Below are 17,376 nucleotides of genomic sequence, written 5' to 3'. Positions count from 1 at the left end.
GCTTATTTCCCGCTGAACTGTGGTGGACGTTTGGCGAGGAAGGCGCTAACGCCTTCGCGATAGTCGTCGCTGCGACCGGCCATGCGCTGGTAGTCGCGCTCAAGCTCAAGCTGCTCATCCAGCGAGTTGGTTTCAGAAAGCTGTAAGGCTTTCTTGATCAGCCCCAGACCGTAGGTCGGCTGAGTGGCGAAATGGCGTGCCATGGTCAGCGCGGTGTCTTTCAGTTCGGCATCGTCAACCACCTGCCAGATCATCCCCCACTGCGCAGCCTGTTCAGCGCTGAGGTTATCGCCGAGCATCAGCAGGCCAACGGCGCGGGCGCGACCGGCAACGCGCGGCAGCACCCAGCTTCCGCCGCAGTCCGGCACCAGGCCGAGCTTGCTGAAAGCCATGACAAACTTCGCTGAACGCGCAGCAATCACGATGTCGCAGCCCATCGCCAGCGTGGCACCGGCACCGGCGGCAACGCCGTTAACAGCGCAGATAACCGGCTTTGGCAGCGCGGCTAAGCGGCGCACCAGCGGGTTGTAAAAGCGTTCTACCGACATGCCCAGATCCGGCGCAGGGCCGCTTGGATCAACGTTACGGTCGTTCAGATCCTGCCCGGCACAAAAACCGCGTCCGGCGCCGGTAATCAGCAAGCAGCGGATGGTGTCGTCGCGTTCGGCCTGTTTCAGGCAGTCGGCAAGCTGCTGGTGCATCACATCGTTAAAGCTATTGAGTCGGTCCGGGCGGTTCAGGGTGATGGTCATCACGCCTTGTTCCACTTCGCTGAGAATGAATGCATCCACGATTAGCGTCCTTTAAATTCCGGCGTGCGTTTTTCTAAAAAGGCATTGATGCCTTCACGACGATCTTCTGTGCCGCTCAGCAGCGTAAACAGCTGTCGTTCCTGCACCAGACCGGCCTGCAAGCTCACCTCGTGCGCCAGACGCAGCGATTGTTTTGCCGCCCGCAGCGCCAGCGGTGAGCGGCTGGCGATGGTCGCCGCCAGCTTCAACGCGTATTCATCGGAGAGGTTCGCCGGGTGAATATCACTCACCAGCCCGGCCTGCTGCGCGCGTTCGGCATCAATGCTTTCGCCGCTCAGCACCATGCGGCTGGCCAGCGCTTTGCCGACGCTGCGAATAAGACGCTGCGTACCGCCTGCCCCCGGCATGGTGCCAAGGGTAATTTCCGGCAGGCCAAAGCGGGCGTTATCGCCAGCAATCACCAGGTCGCACAGCAGCGCCAGCTCACAGCCCGCGCCCAGCGCGTAGCCGTTCACCACCGCCAGCAGCGGCTTGTTGAAGGCATCGATGCGCGCCCACAGACGCGGACGACTATCGTCGAAGGTGGCGGGCAAGTCTTTTTCCGCCATTTCGTTGAGGTCGGCACCGGCAGCGAAGTAGCGCGGGTTGCCGCTAATCACACATACGCTGATGCTGGCGTCTGCCGCTGCACTTTCCAGCGCCTCGGCAATCTGCGTCAACAGCGCGTTGTTTAACGCATTACGCGCCTGCGGGCGGTTCAGCGTCAGCTGCAGTACGCGGTCGTGACGGGTAATCAGCAGTTCGCTCATGCCATCCCCCGCGCGTCAAAGTCGACCACCACGTCGCCGCTGGTTGGCAGCGCCTGGCAGCTCAGCACATAGCCCGCCGCCACTTCATCGGCTTCGAGGCTGTAGTTGGCGGCCATCGCCACTTCACCGCTCACCACCTTGCATTTGCAGGTGGCGCAGACGCCGCCTTTACAGGCGAACGGCAGGTCAGCGCCCTGACGCAGCGCGGCGTCGAGAATGCTGTCATCTTCGGCGTTCAGCGAAATCAGGCGATCGCGACCGTCCTGACGAATGGTGACCGTGCGGCCTTCAGCCTGCACGCCGGTGGCGCGTTTCACGCTGGTACCCGGCGTATTGAAGCGTTCGAGGTGAATGGATTTTTCCGGCACGCCCAGTTCGCGCAGCGCCACTTCGGCTTCGTCCATCATCGCCGACGGGCCGCAGATAAAGGCATCGTCAAAGCGGCTGAAATCGAGCAGCGTTTTGCCCAGCGCATGCAGCTTTTCACCGTCGATGCGCCCTTGTAACAGGTCGCTGTCCATCGACTCCTGGCTGAACAGATGCACCACCTGCAAACGCTGCGGGTAGCGGTCTTTCAGGTCAGCCAGCGCCTGACGGAACATCATGCTGTGGCTGCTGCGGTTGCCGTAAATCAAGGTGAACTGACTGGCCGGCTCGGTGGTTAGCGTGGCTTCGATAATCGCCATCATCGGCGTAATGCCGGAACCGGCGGCAATCGCCAGATATTCGGCTTCACGCTCAGCCTGCGGCTGGTAGCCGAAGTGACCTTGCGGCACCATCACCTCAAGCTCCATGCCCTGCTGGATATCGCTCTGGGCATAGCGAGAGAAACGGCCACCATCGATGGCCTTAACCGCCACGCTGATTTCAGACGGCGAGCGGCTGCGGCAGATGGAGTAACAACGACGCAGTTCTTCCCCGCCCAGGCGGGTTTTCAGCGTCAGGTGCTGGCCCGGACGGAAGGCGTAAACGCTGCGCAGCGCGTCGGGAATGGCAAAGGTGATGGTGACCGAATCGCGGGTTTCCGGTTCGACCTTTGCCACGGTAAGCGAATGAAATGTTGTCATCGCAGCCTCAAATACATTTAAAGTAATCAAAGGGTTCGCGGCAGCTGTCGCAGCGATACAGCGCTTTACAGGCCGTGGAACCGAATTCACTGATCAGCGAGGTGTGGGTACTGCCGCAGCGCGGGCACACCACATCTTTCGGCATCTCGTCGGCATGGCAGGCGTGGGCCTGCGGCGGGCTGATACCGTACTGGCGCAGACGCTCGCGGGCATCCGGGCTCATCCAGTCGGTGGTCCACGGCGGGTCGAGCTGCAGCACGATATGCACCGGCGTATAGCCGTGCTCCGCCATCACCGTCCGAATTTCACCCAGCAGGTGTTCGGTGGCCGGGCAACCCGAGTAGGTTGGCGTAAAGCCAATCACCCAGCCGTCGCCGTGACGCTCAACGCGGCGCACCATGCCGAGGTCGGTAATGGTCAGCACCGGCACTTCCGGGTCTGGAATGGCGCTTAACAATCCCCAGACGGTACGAACCTCCGGGGGGGAGATTGCGGCGAGACGTTGCATAGCCACCTCCTGCTACCACTGCTGGCCGGGATACGACCGCTGTAAATACTGCATCTCTGCCAGCATCGGCCCGAGATGTTCGCTGTGCAGCCCCTGCTTACCGCCGCGACGGAACGCCGCTTCTTCGGGGATCTGCAGACCGGCGTCGAGCAGCGCGGTGTGCACCGTGGTCTGCCATTCGGCCTGTAATTCGCGTGGATCAACGGCGATGCCCTGCTCGCTCAGGCTGATATCCAGTTCATCGGCCATAAACAGTTCGCCGGTGAAGCGCCACAGGGTGTTGACCGCTTGCTGCATTAACTGCGTGGAGTACTCGGTGCCGTTACCCAGACGCTCCAGCCAGCCACGGCTAAAGCGCAGGTGATAACGCACCTCTTTCAGCCCTTTGGCGGCGATGGCAGCAATCTGCGCGTCGCGGCTGTTGACCAGTCGGCTGAACAGCGCCACGTGCCAGGCATCGATAAAGAACTGGCGGGCGATGGTGTCGGCGAAGTTGCCGTTCGGCTGTTCAACCAGCAGCACGTTGCTGAACTGACGCTCGTCGCGGCCAAAGGCCAGCGTGTCTTCGTCGCCGCTGCCGTTCAGTTCGGCGGCGTAGCTCAGGAAGTTGCGCGCCTGACCCAGCAGGTCGAGGCCGATATTGGCCAGCGCCAGGTCAATTTCCAGCTCCGGCGCGTGACCGCACCAGGCGCCTAAACGCTGGGCCAGCACCAGGCCGTTATCGCCAAGACGCAGCGCATAGGTTGCAACGGGATTTTGCGTGTTCATCGTTGCCTCACATATGTTCCATGCCGTCTGGCACGGTGTAGAAGGTCGGATGACGGTAGACCTTGCTCTCAGCTGGGTCGAAAAACTCACCGCGTTCTTCCGGCTGTGAAGCAACGATTTCGCTCGCCTTCACCACCCAGATAGAGCAGCCTTCGCTGCGGCGGGTGTAAGCATCACGGGCATTTTCCAGCGCCATCTGATCGTCGGCGGCATGCAGGCTGCCGACATGACGGTGCGACAGACCCTGTTTGCTACGGACAAACACTTCGTATAACGGCCAGTATGTTTTGCTCATTCTTTTTCTCCTCAGGCGGCATCGCGAGCGCGTTGTTTTTCGGCATGAGCCAGCGCGGCTTCGCGCACCCATGCACCCTCTTCCCAGGCTTTGCGCTTGGCGCCCAGACGTTCGTGGTTACAGATGCCACGCCCGTTGATGACTTCATTCAGTTCCTGCCAGTCGATTTCGCCGTAGCGATAGTGACCAGTGGCCTCATCCAGCTGCAGATCCGCGTCCGGCACCTTCATGCCGAGGATGCCGACCTGCGGAACGGTGTTGTCGACGAAGCGCTGACGCAGTTCATCGTTGGAATGCAGTTTGATTTTCCACGCCATGCTGCGGGCGCTGTTTGGCGAGTTGTCATCGCTCGGCCCGAACATCATTAATGCTGGCCACCAGAAGCGGTTGATGGCGTCCTGCAGCATCTGACGCTGTTCTTCACTGCCCGCCGCCAGCGCCATGCAGGCTTCAAAGCCCTGACGCTGGTGGAAGCTCTCTTCTTTGCAGATTTTGACCATTGCCCGGGCATACGGGCCGTAGGAGGTACGGCACAGCGCCACCTGGTTAACGATCGCTGCGCCATCGACCAACCAGCCGATCACGCCAATATCCGCCCAGGTGAGCGTCGGGTAGTTAAAGATGGAGGAGTACTTCATCTGCCCGTCGAGCATCTTCTGGTAGATATCTTCACGGGCGCAGCCGAGGGTTTCCGCCGCGCTATAGAGGTAGAGGCCATGCCCGGCTTCATCCTGCACCTTCGCCAGCAGAATCGCTTTACGGCGAAGCGTTGGGGCGCGGGTGATCCAGTTGCCTTCCGGCAGCATGCCGACGATTTCGGAGTGCGCATGCTGGCCAATCTGGCGGATCAGCGTCTTGCGGTACGCGTCCGGCATCCAGTCCTGCGGTTCGATGGCGGTATCCTGCGCGATGCGCTGGTCAAAGCGTTGTTCTTCTGTTGTCACGTCATCACCTTATGATTCCGATAAATTCAACAAATCAATTTTTGTGAATCATTTTGTTTTATAAAAGTTACATCTTAGTTAAATAAAACCACAAATTTTGTTTGTGAATTTTGTGATGCGCGCCGCAATCCCCGTTGATTTATCCCAGTGAAACCGAATTATAATCAATACACGTAAAGTGTCTGCGATCGCATTGTTAATAAATTATTAAAATCAGACTTGCTTTTCATGATTCAGAAAAGAACTATTAAAGGCAGGTTTACGTAACATATCTGGAGAAACACCATGCAGCAGTTAGCCAGCTATTTGTCCGGCACCTGGCAAACCGGCCGGGGCCGTGCCCGCACCATTCACCACGCCATCAGCGGCGAACCGCTGTGGGACGTGACAAGCGAAGGGTTAGACATGGCGCAGGCGCGTCGCTTCGCGATTGAGCACGGCGGCAAAGCGCTTCAGGCGATGACCTTTATTGAACGCAGCGCGATGCTGAAAGCGGTTGCTAAACATCTGATGGAGCTGAAGGCCGATTTCTACGCCATCTCCGCTGAGACCGGCGCCACGCGCGGCGATAGCTGGGTGGATATCGAAGGCGGTATCGGCACCCTCTTCACCTACGCCAGCCTGGGCGGCCGCGAGCTGCCGGACGACGTGCTGTGGCCGGAAGATGAGCTGATCCCACTGTCCAAACAGGGTGGCTTTGCCGCTCGTCACGTGCTGACGTCAAAGTCCGGCGTCGCGGTGCACATCAACGCCTTTAACTTCCCTTGCTGGGGCATGTTAGAGAAGCTGGCACCGACCTGGCTTGCCGGGATGCCTGCGATTATCAAACCAGCAACCGCCACCGCCCAACTGACTCAGGCGATGGTGAAAGCGATTATCGACAGCGGTCTGGTGCCGAACGGCGCGATTAGCCTTATCTGCGGCGGCGCGGGCGACCTGCTCGACCACCTCGACAGCCAGGACGTGGTGACCTTTACCGGTTCGGCACACACCGGGCAACAGCTGCGCGTGCATCCGAATCTGGTGGCGAAGTCTGTCCCCTTCACCATGGAAGCGGACTCGCTGAACTGCTGCGTGCTGGGCGACGATGTCACCCCAGAACAGCCGGAATTTGCGCTGTTTATCCGTGAAGTCGTCCGTGAGATGACCACCAAGGCCGGGCAAAAATGTACCGCTATCCGCCGCATTATCGTGCCGCAGGCGCAGATAAAAGCAGTGAGCGACGCGCTGATTGCCCGTCTGCAAAAAGTGGTGGTCGGCGACCCGGCTCAGGAAGGCGTGAAGATGGGGGCGCTGGTCAACAGCGATCAGCGTCAGGACGTGCAGGACAACGTTAACCGTCTGGTGGACGCGGGATGCGAAGTGCTGCTGGGCGGCAACGCGGATCTCAGCGCCGCCGGGGCCTTCTTCCCGCCAACGCTGCTGTTCTGCGCGCAGCCGGATGAAGTTTCTGCGGTACATGCCATTGAAGCTTTCGGCCCGGTGGCGACCCTGATGCCGTATCAGAATACAGAACACGCCATGACGCTGGCCCGCGCGGGCGAAGGCAGCCTGGCAGGCACGCTGGTGACGGCGAGCGGCGAACTGGCACGCGAATTCATCCTCGGTGCGGCCCGTGCGCACGGGCGCATTCAGGTATTAAACGAAGAGTCCTCGGCGGAATCCACCGGCCACGGCTCCCCGCTACCGCAGCTGGTACACGGCGGCCCGGGACGTGCAGGCGGCGGCGAAGAGCTGGGCGGCCTGCGGGCGGTGAAACATTACATGCAGCGCACCGCCATTCAGGGCAGCCCAACCATGCTCGCCGCGGTAAGCCAGCAATGGGTGCGCGGCGCGCAGGTGGTGGAAGACCGTATTCACCCGTTCCGTAAGTACTTCGAGGAGATCCAGCCGGGCGATAGCCTGCTGACGCCACGCCGTACCCTGACCGAAGCGGACATCGTCAACTTTGCCTGCCTCAGCGGCGACCACTTCTATGCCCATATGGACAAGATTGCCGCAGCCGATTCCATTTTCGGCGAGCGCGTGGTGCACGGTTACTTCCTGATTTCAGCTGCAGCCGGTCTGTTTGTTGACGCGGGCGTCGGCCCGGTTATCGCCAACTACGGTATGGAAAACCTGCGCTTTATCGAGCCGGTTAAGCCGGGCGACACCATTCAGGTGCGCCTGACCTGCAAGCGTAAAACCGTCAAGCGCCAGCGCAATGCCGAAGAGAAAGCCACCGGCGTGGTGGAATGGTCGGTGGAGATTTTCAATCAGCATCAGCAGGCGGTAGCGCTGTACTCGATTCTGACGCTGGTTGCGCGTCAGCACGGGGATTTCCCGGCGTAAGGTCTCGATGTTGTAGCCCGGCCGAGGCGCAGCCGACGCCGGGAATGCCCCACATGAAAACCCAATGCCTCTGCGGAGGCATTTTTTGTAACTGGCAAAACTGACAAACAACCTGGCAAGCGCAAGCAAACGCTTCGTGACGTTCCGCTGTTAGCTTAAGAGACTGAAGCCGAAGTAGCAGCGGCAAGGCACAACATAACGATAAAATGAGGTCACAATGTCAAAAGGCTCGATTCGTTCAAACCGTAAAACAGCGCTGGCGCTGGCCGTCGCCCTGTTCTGCGCCTGGCAAGCTCCGGCCTTCGCCCACGGCGGCGAAGCGCATATGGTTCCGATGGACAAAACTCTGCAGGATTTCGGCGCTGACGTTCAGTGGGATGACTACGCACAGATGTACACGCTGATTAAAGACGGGGCGTTCGTGAAGGTAAAACCGGGCGCGAAAACCGCCATCGTCAACGGCAAAACCCTGAACCTGCAGGTGCCGGTGGTGATGAAGGACGGTAAAGCGTGGGTGTCCGATACCTTTATCAACGACGTTTTCCAGTCTGGCCTCGACCAAACCTTCCAGGTTGAGAAAGTGCCACACCCGCTGAACTCGCTCTCTTCCGCTGAAATCAGCGAAGCGGTCACCATTGTGAAAGCGGCACCCGAATTCCAGCCAAACACCCGTTTTACCGAAATTTCCCTCCACGAGCCTGACAAACAGGCGGTGTGGGCATTCGCCTTAAAAGGTACCCCGGTTAACGCCCCGCGCACCGCCGACGTAGTGATGCTGGATGGCAAACACGTGATTGAAGCCGTGGTTGACCTGCAGAATAAAAAAGTCCTTTCCTGGAAACCAATTAAAGACGCGCACGGCATGGTGCTGATTGACGACTTTGTCAGCGTGCAGAACATCATTAACGCCAGCACCGAATTTGCTGACGTGCTGAAAAAACACGGCATCAAAGACACCACCAAAGTGATCACCACCCCGCTCACCGTCGGCTACTTCGACGGCAAAGACGGCCTCAAGCAGGACGCGCGCCTGCTGAAAGTGGTGAGCTATCTGGATACCGGCGACGGCAACTACTGGGCGCACCCGATCGAAAATCTGGTGGCGGTGGTTGACCTTGAGCAGAAAAAAATCATCAAGATTGAAGAAGGCCCGGTGATCCCGGTACCGATGGAATCCCGTCCGTTTGATGGCCGTGACCGCGTGGCTAAATCGGTGAAACCGCTGGATATCATCGAGCCGGAGGGCAAAAACTACACCATCACCGGCGATATGATCCACTGGCAGAACTGGGACTTCCACCTGCGCCTGAACTCCCGCGTGGGTCCAATTCTCTCCACCGTGACCTATAACGACAACGGCACCAAGCGCCAGGTGATGTATGAAGGATCGCTCGGCGGGATGATCGTGCCTTACGGCGACCCGGACGTGGGCTGGTACTTCAAAGCATATCTGGACTCCGGCGACTACGGCATGGGCACCCTGACCTCGCCAATCGCGCGCGGCAAAGACGCGCCGAACAACGCCGTGCTGCTGGATGAGACCATTGCCGACTACACCGGCACGCCAACCACTATTCCTCGCGCCGTGGCGGTATTCGAACGCTACGCCGGGCCGGAATATAAGCACCAGGAGATGGGCCAGCCGAACGTCAGCACCGAGCGTCGTGAACTGGTGGTTCGTTGGATCAGTACCGTGGGCAACTACGACTACATCTTCGACTGGGTATTCCACGAAAACGGTACCATCGGCATCGATGCCGGGGCGACCGGTATTGAAGCGGTTAAAGGCGTGAAGGCGAAGACCATGCACGACCCAAGCGCCAAAGACGATACCCGTTACGGCACGCTGATCGACCATAATATCGTCGGCACCACCCACCAGCATATTTACAACTTCCGCCTCGACCTCGACGTGGACGGCGAAAATAACAGCCTGGTGGCAATGGACCCGGAAGTGAAGCCGAACACCGCGGGCGGCCCACGTACCAGTACCATGCAGGTGAACCAGTACACCATCGACAGCGAGCAGAAAGCGGCACAGAAATTTGACCCGGGTACGATTCGTCTGTTGAGCAACACCACCAAAGAAAACCGTATGGGTAACCCGGTGTCGTACCAGATTATCCCTTACGCTGGCGGCACGCACCCAGCGGCAACCGGCGCGAAGTTTGCCCCGGACGAGTGGATTTACCACCGCCTGAGCTTTATGGATAAGCAGCTGTGGGTGACCCGTTATCATCAGGAAGAGCGCTATCCGGAAGGGAAATACCCGAACCGTTCCGTTCACGATACCGGCCTCGGCCAGTACGCGAAGGATGACGAGTCGCTGACTAACCACGATGACGTGGTGTGGATCACCACCGGCACCACCCACGTGGCGCGCGCCGAAGAGTGGCCGATTATGCCAACCGAGTGGGCCCACGCGCTGCTGAAACCGTGGAACTTCTTTGACGAGACCCCGACGCTGGGCGAGAAGAAGAAGTAAGTTGTGATGTAAAGACGGCCTCAGCGATGAGGCCGTTTTTTATGCTCGAAGCGGGGTCCGGGTTACGCTCAACTCGTAGCCCGGCCAAGCGCAGCGCCGCCGGGATCGCCCCCAATGTCAACCCGTTAAACTTTTGTTTTCCCACCGTTCTAAAATACGCTATTGTCATCCTCAATCTGGCACCGCCCAGCCGCATAGCAACGGCACCGCCCTGAGCTATGGACCCCTTGCTTATACCCACGAGGTTAGTCATGCAGCAGCATGTCAGATTTGGCCGTATCGCGGCCGTGCTCCCCGTTAAAGATATCCCGCTTGCCAAAGCGTTCTACGTGGACGGGCTTAATTTTGACGTCGTTTTTGAAAACGGCGATCCGGTGGGGTTTGTGATATTGAAGCGTGATGAAGCGGAGCTGCATTTGACGCTCCAGCCACAGCATAAAGCGGCAAATTTTCCTATCGCTCATCTGCTTGTTGATGATGCTAACGCCCTATTCGCTCGTTGTCAGACGCTAGGAGCTAGGATCGTCAAAGGGATTCAGGATAAAGAGTACGGTATTCGCGCCTTTGTGTTCGCTGACCCGGATGGGAACCGGGTTGATGTTGGGGAGATTATTAGGGAATAACGGTTGTAAGTAGCTGGGTTGAGCGAAGCGACGCCCGCTATTTCAACTACGCCGCCGTCAACACGTTGTACGGCGGCATTTTGAGGTGATGAAAGGGATGGTGATTGAGGGGAAGCGAACGGTTTTGGATTGATGAGGAGTAGCCCAGGGGGAACTGGGCCGGATTCTTTTTTGTGAAGGAAATTTTGAATGGATTTTGTGGGGCTGCTTTGTGCCATAAGCGGACGTCGCTCCAACGCAAGCTTAGCTGTCTTTGATCAACGTAGACACACAGGGCAGATTGCGGAACTTGTTCTGCCAGGGCATGCCATATCCTATGAGTAGATCATCATTCTCCATCTCATATGCGTAATAACACCGTGCAGGAATGGATACACGTCCGGGTTTAACAAAAAGGACGGCAACCGAGACTGACTGTGGATGATATTTTTCGTTAAGATGCTCCACAAGACGTCTCATTGTCCCCCCTGATTCGATCGCGTCGTCGATAACAATGACATGTCGTCCCTCAATTCCAATGTTGTTGTGGAAGACAATTTCTGACACGTTATTACGTTCACCGGGTGTGTGTGGACAGGAAATATAATCCATTTCAACATCAAAGTTCAGTTTTCTCGTTAAGTCAGCAGTAAAAAATATCCCGCCGGGTACGACGGTAATAATCACAGCATCGCTGAAATCAGCATTAAGCCTGTCCGCAACAAGATTGACACCTTTCGCGATTGTGGATTCATCGAGAATAATTTTTCCAGTATGTGAACCATTCATTTTAGTTACTCTCCTTTACTGAATATGTTTTAACACTCTTGCGGGCACTCCACCGGCTATAACTCTGTCCGGAATATCGCGGGTCACCACACTCCCGGCGGCGATGACAACATCATTGCCGATCTTTACGCCTGGAAGAACAACCGATTTACCTCCAATCCAGACTCGGTCGCCTATGGTGACCGGCTGGACATACTCTATCCCTGTACTCCGGTGTCCGGGGTTGATGGGATGACTGACGGTATAAATGTTCACCTGAGGACCCAGTTGAACATCATCCCCGATAGTAACGTCTGTGAGATCCAGGATGACGCAGTCTACATTACAGTAGAAATTCTTCCCTGCCCGGATGTTATACCCTCTGCTGCAATGAAAAGGAGTGGTGACAGATACACCTTCTCCACATTCAGGCAACAGTTCTTTCATCAATCGCAGGCGGGCGCCAGTTTCAGCGGGGTCAGTATGGTTAAAACGATGAAGAAGCGATTTTGTCCGCAGGGAATCTGCTTTTATAGCTGGCTCTGCAGGGAAGAAATAATCCCCATCTTTAAGACAGATACGCTCCACCCCGACGTCAGCACAGGGGGGCAATTTTTCGTTCATTAATCCAGTCTCCTGCGTATTCAACGTGTATTCGGTCATCGGTACTTCGTGAACAAGCTATTCATATGAAAAACATGGCCAGTTCTTGTTGTTTCTCTCACAAAGTATCATAATCGAGCATCAAGTAAAGATTAAAACCACTTAATCGAGCACAATCGAGCTAGTGAGTAACATCATGTTCCCCCTCCTGAGACAAAAGGATCGGGCCAATAGTTGGTAATGAGGAAGCACGTAATGAAACGAGTGGTTCTGTTTTCAGGAGGGAGTGCCTGTCGCTCACTGAATAATGCTTTGTGCCGGGAGGATGTCTCTCTGACCCGCATAGTGCCTGCCTGGGACAGTGGCGGGAGCTCGAGAACAATCAGACTGAGTCTCGATATGCTTTCTGTTGGAGATATTCGTCAGGCCCTGATGACGATGGCCCATGGGGAAAAACGGTCAGGTGACGTCGTGCGCATTTGTAACACACGTTTATCCTCCGATCTGCAGTCTCAGGATGCGAGAACGGAATTTACAGCCTACCTGGAGGGATATCACCCTCTACTTGAAAGGCTGGAGCCCGGTCTCCGGGGGGCTATCGTAAATTACCTGAAAACCTTTGCAGCAGAAGCCGGGAATACCTTTGATTACCGAAATGGCAGTATCGGGAATTTTATTCTTTCCGGTGCCTATCTTGCGCATAACAGAGATATCAATACTGCCATTTTTGTGTTCAGAAAGCTTTGCGGTATTTCAGGTAACGTCTGGCCTTCATCGCTCTGTAACGATCTCATTCTGTCGGCAACGCTGAATGACGGAAAAATTGTTTCGCCTCAGGACCAGATAACCAAGATGGCCGAATCGGATGCTTCAACGGGCATCAAAAATATTGAATTACGCACGTCTGACGGTCATGCTCCTGGCGCCAACCCGGTGGTACTGGAAGCAATCAGGGATGCTGATCTCATTGTATTTGGTCCGGGAAGTTTCTATACCAGCATTCTTCCTCATCTTCAGGTCGAAGGGATCACATCGGCTGTATCGCAGTCAGGATGTCCGGTTGTGTTTATCAGTAATATCCTTCAGTGCAAGGAGAGCCTGGGTCTTGGGTTAAGAGAAGTGTCAGAACGTTTTGAACGGGAATGGAAAACCCAGAGCAGTAATGTAGCTTTGCCAGTTCTGTATCTCTTTGGCAACCGTCGATTTCTCGCTATAGATAAATACGTTAACGGATTTGCTTATCTGAGTGATGAGGTCAGTGAATGCGAGGAATATCGTGTTGTGCTGGATGAGTTTGAAGATGTGTGGGAACGGGGAAAACATGATGGTACAGCCGTAGCAGCGAAGCTGCTTGCTCTGACTGATGGCTCTGTTCTGTCTCTATAAACGGTTCCGGCGCCGCGAACCTGGTGTACAGTACGCCTCCCTTCCATAGGAGGCGTATCGTCAGAACGTTCTCAGGATAAGATTTCCCCTGAATACCTTTGCGTCAGTGCCGGGTGCATTGTGAAACAGCGCTGCTGCTTTATGTAGTGCTTCCCTGATAAGTTCCGGATAATTTATGACGACAACATTAACATCCTGATGCTCAAGTACCGGATCGTAAATTTCATCAAACGTAATCAGTAAAGGGGAAACAGGTATCTGCTGTTCGGACAGGGCCTGTGATACGCCATTATAGATTTCAGTATTGCAGGTAATGACAGCAGATACGGACTTTTTGCCCGACAGGAGGCCAGACATGGCCATGCGCCCCGCCTGAAAATTCCTTGCGCAGGGAACCAGATGATATTTCGAACGAGGCAGTTTGAGCTTCCTGGCAGCACACCTGAATTGTTCAATAATCTCGCAGTCAGGCGTTCCCGGCGAGAAATCACCGAGTATGGCGATATCATCACGCTCATAGCGGGTTAACATCTCCACCAATCTGAGAATACATGGTTGATAATCCACCCAGATAGCATGGCGCGGATTTTGTATTAACCGTTTATTAATAAGAATGATATCTGCTGCAGAGCGCTCAATTATTCGCCCCAACTCTGCGCTACCCATCGATACACTCATGATCAATATCACTGCACACTGCTGATTCTCCAGACGGGCGATGCCCTGCCGTTCATCCTCAGCATCAGCCCTGGCATCCGTTATAATAAGTTTCTTGTTATGCTCCTGCGCAAAATGCGCGGTGAGCCGGATGAGCTCAGGAAAATACCGTGTTTTATATACAGCCTCACTGACCAGCAAACCAATATTTTCCGCAGACTGAGTCGATAAACTCTGTGCAGTCTGGTTAATGGCGTAACCTGTTTCAGCGATAACATCCATGACTCTTTTATGCGTGTCCGGGGACACAGCGTTTGCTCCCGATAACACCCTTGATACTGTCGCGATAGAGACGCCCGCGTGACGGGCGACATCAGTCATCTTAACCATAGCTATCATCCTGAACTATTTTCAGTGCGCCCTTCGGATATAGTGGAATGGTCACACCTTCTGCATATGAATAATCAGCAAAACCACATACCGGCGCCGATACCCTATCAGCCGGTATGTGCACCGGAATTCAGACCCCTGATTCAGCCGAGCAGACTCTCCCGACCATCACGCTTCTCGTTTTCAGGGTCATCAGGGCGACCAGGATCATCAGCACGCTAATACAGATGAACGCTGCGGGTAATGTGCTGAAGTGGGCAACATACCCGACGATGGCAGGCCCTGCCAGAACGCCAAGGTAACCCATCGTTGTCACAGCTGGAATTGCCACTGCTGCAGGCATGACAGCCTGTCGACCTGCTGCGGAGAACATGACAGGAACAATATTTGCGCAACCCAGGCCCACTAACGCATATCCGGCCAGGGATATTTTCCAGTCGGGGATGAATAGCACCAGCGCAAACCCGGCGGCAGCGATGAGAGCCCCGGCAATCACAACCGGTATAGCGCCCAGCCCTGTAATGATGCGGTCCCCAATCAGTCTGGCAAAAGTCATTGCCAGCGCAAATGTCGCGAAACCTAGCCCACCGTTAGATTCAGCCACGTCCCTGATTTCCGTCAGGAAAACGGCGCTCCAGTCAAGAACCGTGCCTTCTGCAAGAAAGACACTGAAGCAAATAATCCCCATCCACAGGACAATCCCTTTTGGCTTCGCAAAAGTGGGTCCTTCCACATGGCTGGATTCAGTCAGGAGCCCCTTTTGACTGATAATAAGCAGCGCAATCACCACTACCGAGACAAACGCCGTCGCAACAGAAATCGATATACCCACAGACAGGAGTATGGTCATAAGCCCGGCACCGGCGATCCCTCCGCAGCTGTACATGCTGTGAAAGCCAGACATAAGCGGTTTACCGGCATTTTTTTCCACGATGACAGACTGGATATTGATGGCCCCGGCAGTAATACCGATTCCGGTCCCAAATATCAGCAGCGCTACCGCCAGCAGCAGCGGTGAGGTGATCAATGAGAGTAAAGGAAGTGAGAAAATAATACTCCAGACGGAAGCCCGGATAACCTTTTTGCAGTTGTATTTTGCCGTCAGATATCCAGTAAGTGGCATGGCCAACAATGCGCCACCACCGAGACAAAGTAGAAGGGTACCCAACGTAGCTTCGTTTACACCAGTATTGGCCCTGGCATAAGGCACCACCACGGCCCACGAAGACGAGCTAAATCCCGTGATAAACAAAATGAGTTTTGTACCTAAGCGCTGATAGCGTTCCAGTAATGAAATGGACATGAATGACCTTTATTTAGATGAATTAAGTACTCTGAGGACTTCAGCATGCAGAACTGGCCCGGAGCTGGCCAGATAGCCGGAATGCGGCCCGGATAGCTCTGTCACACATCCGCCAGCATTTTTTACCAGCAGGATCAGGGGTGAGAACGCACTCATCTTATCGGGATGAATGACGCACAAATCGATATAACCGGCAGCCAGCATGGTCATGGCGTGGCACGGATCGCCCCATCTTGACATCAGCACTCGGGACGACAGGCTTTGAATACCTTTCCGGGTGGCATCTTCGAAATAGTCGCCTTCACTGACGTGCATAATCGACTGATGCAACTGGATATTTCTTCTGGTATTAAGTCGAAATTCACCGAAAGGACTACAGGCCATGGCTTCGGCGCCCTCCGCCCAGAAACGTTCCCGTGTGAAGGGGCTGACGACCATGCCAGCCATGATTTTTCCCCGGTGAGATAATCCGGCGGTGGCACCTCTCGCAGGAATGCCACGGTCGTTCAGCCTTTCCATATTAAAAACATCAACAGACCATACAAATTCATCACATGACTCATCCCGACTGCTGCCAAACACGGTGTGTCTAGGGAATGCCGTCGAAATATAGTCCTTTAAAATGCCCTGGATTTTGCCACTGCAGCCATAATGGAGTTCGTGATTAGTAATATCCCTCCCTCCCAGTTGATTTACGGCCGCTGCGTGCTCCTTCAGAATGAGATCTTCAGATAACGCAGCGAGTTGGTTCAGAAAACTCACATCAGGAATTGCTAACACTTTAAGGCCTCATCTTTGTATACAGAGAGTTGACATGAGGATCATGAATGCACGATCATGCTCTCTGATGCTTCATTTAGATAACTTCAGGTAAAACACATGCTCGATTATGCAGCTTTCCCCGACCAACGACAAGAGTACATAAAAGAATCTCTTCGTGAGACAGGCAGAGTGTTTGTCGCCGAATTAGCCAGTACCCTCAATGTATCTGAACACACAATTCGCCGTGATTTACATGAACTTAGCAAAGATGGATTTTGCAAAAAGGTCTATGGTGGGGCGGTAATCATCATCCCTGAAGTGAGTGATTTTACCGTCAGAAAATCGCTGAACACCTCATCAAAGAGCAAAATCGCGCATAAATGTGCACAACTGGTTAAGCCAGATACCTGCATTTTCATTGATTCAGGAACAACTAATCTGGCCATGGCAGAGGCTGTTTCTGAAGACATTGGCTTAACCGTGGTGACGAATTCGCCTGAAATAGCGACTGTGCTTCTGAATAAACCATTATGCGAAGTGATCATACTTGGCGGGCAGATTCAAAAGGGTGTGAACGGTTGTATCGGTTCCACTGCCTTAGCTCAGATCCAGGGAATAAATTTTGATCAGGCATTTATTGGTGGATGTGCGATGGCTCCGGAATCAGGATTAACGGGTTACGACTATGCTGACTGTGAATTCAAAAAAGCCGTCATACAACAAAGCAGCGAAAATATTGTTGCTCTAACGGCAGAGAAAATGCCCGGTGTTGCAAGATATGTTGTGGCAAAAAGTACCGATATCGATGTCATTGTGACAGAGGAAAATACAGTAAAAGAATATGTGAATGCATTCAAAGGCCTGGACATTCGTGTTCATCAGGTCTGAAAAGGCTAATTATGGTCTGAACAAAAAATGCAACTAATCAACATCGGAGCCCCAGGAA

17 protein-coding genes are annotated in these 17,376 nt (G+C 54.9%); 5 read left to right on the top strand and 12 right to left on the bottom strand.

Features of this window, described 5'->3' with window-relative positions; genetic code table 11:
• Positions 1–2 precede the first annotated feature (2 nt).
• The 7 genes from paaG to paaA are packed head-to-tail and all read right to left on the bottom strand — an operon-like array spanning position 3 to position 5,143.
• Entirely contained in the window at positions 3–791 is a 789-nt protein-coding gene (gene paaG / locus FHC49_RS13615; RefSeq protein ID WP_185666266.1) for a 2-(1,2-epoxy-1,2-dihydrophenyl)acetyl-CoA isomerase PaaG, read from the bottom strand.
• Positions 792–793: 2 nt separating this feature from the next.
• The gene (gene paaF / locus FHC49_RS13610) at positions 794–1,561 is read right to left on the bottom strand and encodes a 2,3-dehydroadipyl-CoA hydratase PaaF (protein ID WP_220440051.1); all 768 of its coding nucleotides are present in this window, start codon (positions 1,559–1,561) and stop codon (positions 794–796) included.
• On the bottom strand, positions 1,558–2,628 hold the full coding sequence (paaE, locus tag FHC49_RS13605) for a 1,2-phenylacetyl-CoA epoxidase subunit PaaE (RefSeq protein ID WP_220440050.1): 1,071 nt from the start codon (positions 2,626–2,628) through the stop codon (positions 1,558–1,560). Before paaE ends, paaF begins: the two co-directional genes overlap by 4 nt.
• 7 nt (positions 2,629–2,635) lie before the next feature.
• Entirely contained in the window at positions 2,636–3,136 is a 501-nt protein-coding gene (paaD, locus tag FHC49_RS13600; protein WP_220440049.1) for a 1,2-phenylacetyl-CoA epoxidase subunit PaaD, read from the bottom strand.
• A gap of 12 nt (positions 3,137–3,148) precedes the next feature.
• Entirely contained in the window at positions 3,149–3,904 is a 756-nt protein-coding gene (paaC, locus tag FHC49_RS13595) for a 1,2-phenylacetyl-CoA epoxidase subunit PaaC (RefSeq protein WP_220440048.1), read from the bottom strand.
• Between the two features lie 7 nt (positions 3,905–3,911).
• Positions 3,912–4,199, bottom strand: coding sequence for a 1,2-phenylacetyl-CoA epoxidase subunit PaaB (paaB, locus tag FHC49_RS13590; protein WP_032943000.1), 288 nt, complete (start codon positions 4,197–4,199; stop codon positions 3,912–3,914).
• Between the two features lie 11 nt (positions 4,200–4,210).
• Complete coding sequence (gene paaA / locus FHC49_RS13585; protein WP_220440047.1) at positions 4,211–5,143, bottom strand: 1,2-phenylacetyl-CoA epoxidase subunit PaaA; 933 nt, start codon at positions 5,141–5,143, stop codon at positions 4,211–4,213.
• Between the two features lie 285 nt (positions 5,144–5,428).
• On the opposite strand from paaA, the gene paaZ reads away from it, so the two are divergent.
• From paaZ to FHC49_RS13570, 3 genes are all read left to right on the top strand, one after another.
• Complete coding sequence (gene paaZ / locus FHC49_RS13580) at positions 5,429–7,474, top strand: phenylacetic acid degradation bifunctional protein PaaZ (protein WP_220440046.1); 2,046 nt, start codon at positions 5,429–5,431, stop codon at positions 7,472–7,474.
• A gap of 217 nt (positions 7,475–7,691) precedes the next feature.
• Positions 7,692–9,959 carry a primary-amine oxidase gene (gene tynA / locus FHC49_RS13575; protein WP_220440045.1) on the top strand — a complete coding sequence of 756 codons (2,268 nt, stop codon included), beginning with the start codon at positions 7,692–7,694 and terminating at the stop codon, positions 9,957–9,959.
• A 251-nt stretch (positions 9,960–10,210) separates the two neighbouring features.
• Positions 10,211–10,582: a glyoxalase/bleomycin resistance/extradiol dioxygenase family protein gene (locus FHC49_RS13570; RefSeq protein WP_220440044.1), complete on the top strand. Its 372-nt coding sequence runs from the start codon at positions 10,211–10,213 to the stop codon at positions 10,580–10,582.
• A 243-nt stretch (positions 10,583–10,825) separates the two neighbouring features.
• On the opposite strand, the gene FHC49_RS13565 is transcribed toward FHC49_RS13570, so the two are convergent.
• Both FHC49_RS13565 and FHC49_RS13560 read right to left on the bottom strand, forming a co-directional pair.
• A complete protein-coding gene (locus FHC49_RS13565) occupies positions 10,826–11,350 on the bottom strand; it encodes a phosphoribosyltransferase (protein ID WP_220440043.1) in 525 nt (174 codons plus the stop codon).
• Between the two features lie 15 nt (positions 11,351–11,365).
• Positions 11,366–11,953 carry a sugar O-acetyltransferase gene (locus tag FHC49_RS13560; protein ID WP_220440042.1) on the bottom strand — a complete coding sequence of 196 codons (588 nt, stop codon included), beginning with the start codon at positions 11,951–11,953 and terminating at the stop codon, positions 11,366–11,368.
• Between the two features lie 234 nt (positions 11,954–12,187).
• Between FHC49_RS13560 and FHC49_RS13555 the strand changes: the two genes are divergently transcribed.
• The gene (locus tag FHC49_RS13555; RefSeq protein WP_220440041.1) at positions 12,188–13,318 is read left to right on the top strand and encodes a gluconeogenesis factor YvcK family protein; all 1,131 of its coding nucleotides are present in this window, start codon (positions 12,188–12,190) and stop codon (positions 13,316–13,318) included.
• Between the two features lie 60 nt (positions 13,319–13,378).
• Here the strand turns inward: FHC49_RS13555 and FHC49_RS13550 are convergent, their stop codons facing one another.
• The 3 genes from FHC49_RS13550 to FHC49_RS13540 form a co-directional block, all read right to left on the bottom strand.
• Complete coding sequence (locus FHC49_RS13550; RefSeq protein WP_167878685.1) at positions 13,379–14,365, bottom strand: LacI family DNA-binding transcriptional regulator; 987 nt, start codon at positions 14,363–14,365, stop codon at positions 13,379–13,381.
• A 130-nt stretch (positions 14,366–14,495) separates the two neighbouring features.
• Positions 14,496–15,668: an MFS transporter gene (locus FHC49_RS13545; protein WP_124037526.1), complete on the bottom strand. Its 1,173-nt coding sequence runs from the start codon at positions 15,666–15,668 to the stop codon at positions 14,496–14,498.
• A gap of 9 nt (positions 15,669–15,677) precedes the next feature.
• Positions 15,678–16,448 (bottom strand): inositol monophosphatase family protein, encoded by a 771-nt coding sequence (locus FHC49_RS13540; protein WP_220440040.1) that lies wholly within the window; start codon positions 16,446–16,448, stop codon positions 15,678–15,680.
• A 99-nt stretch (positions 16,449–16,547) separates the two neighbouring features.
• Between FHC49_RS13540 and FHC49_RS13535 the strand changes: the two genes are divergently transcribed.
• A complete protein-coding gene (locus tag FHC49_RS13535; protein WP_220440039.1) occupies positions 16,548–17,318 on the top strand; it encodes a DeoR/GlpR family DNA-binding transcription regulator in 771 nt (256 codons plus the stop codon).
• The last annotated feature ends 58 nt before the right edge of the window (positions 17,319–17,376 follow it).

The organism is Kluyvera sp. EC_51 (genome assembly GCF_019584505.1).
GTDB classification, from domain to species: Bacteria; Pseudomonadota; Gammaproteobacteria; order Enterobacterales; family Enterobacteriaceae; genus Kluyvera; species Kluyvera sichuanensis.
This window is presented reverse-complemented; position numbering and strand designations above follow the sequence as displayed.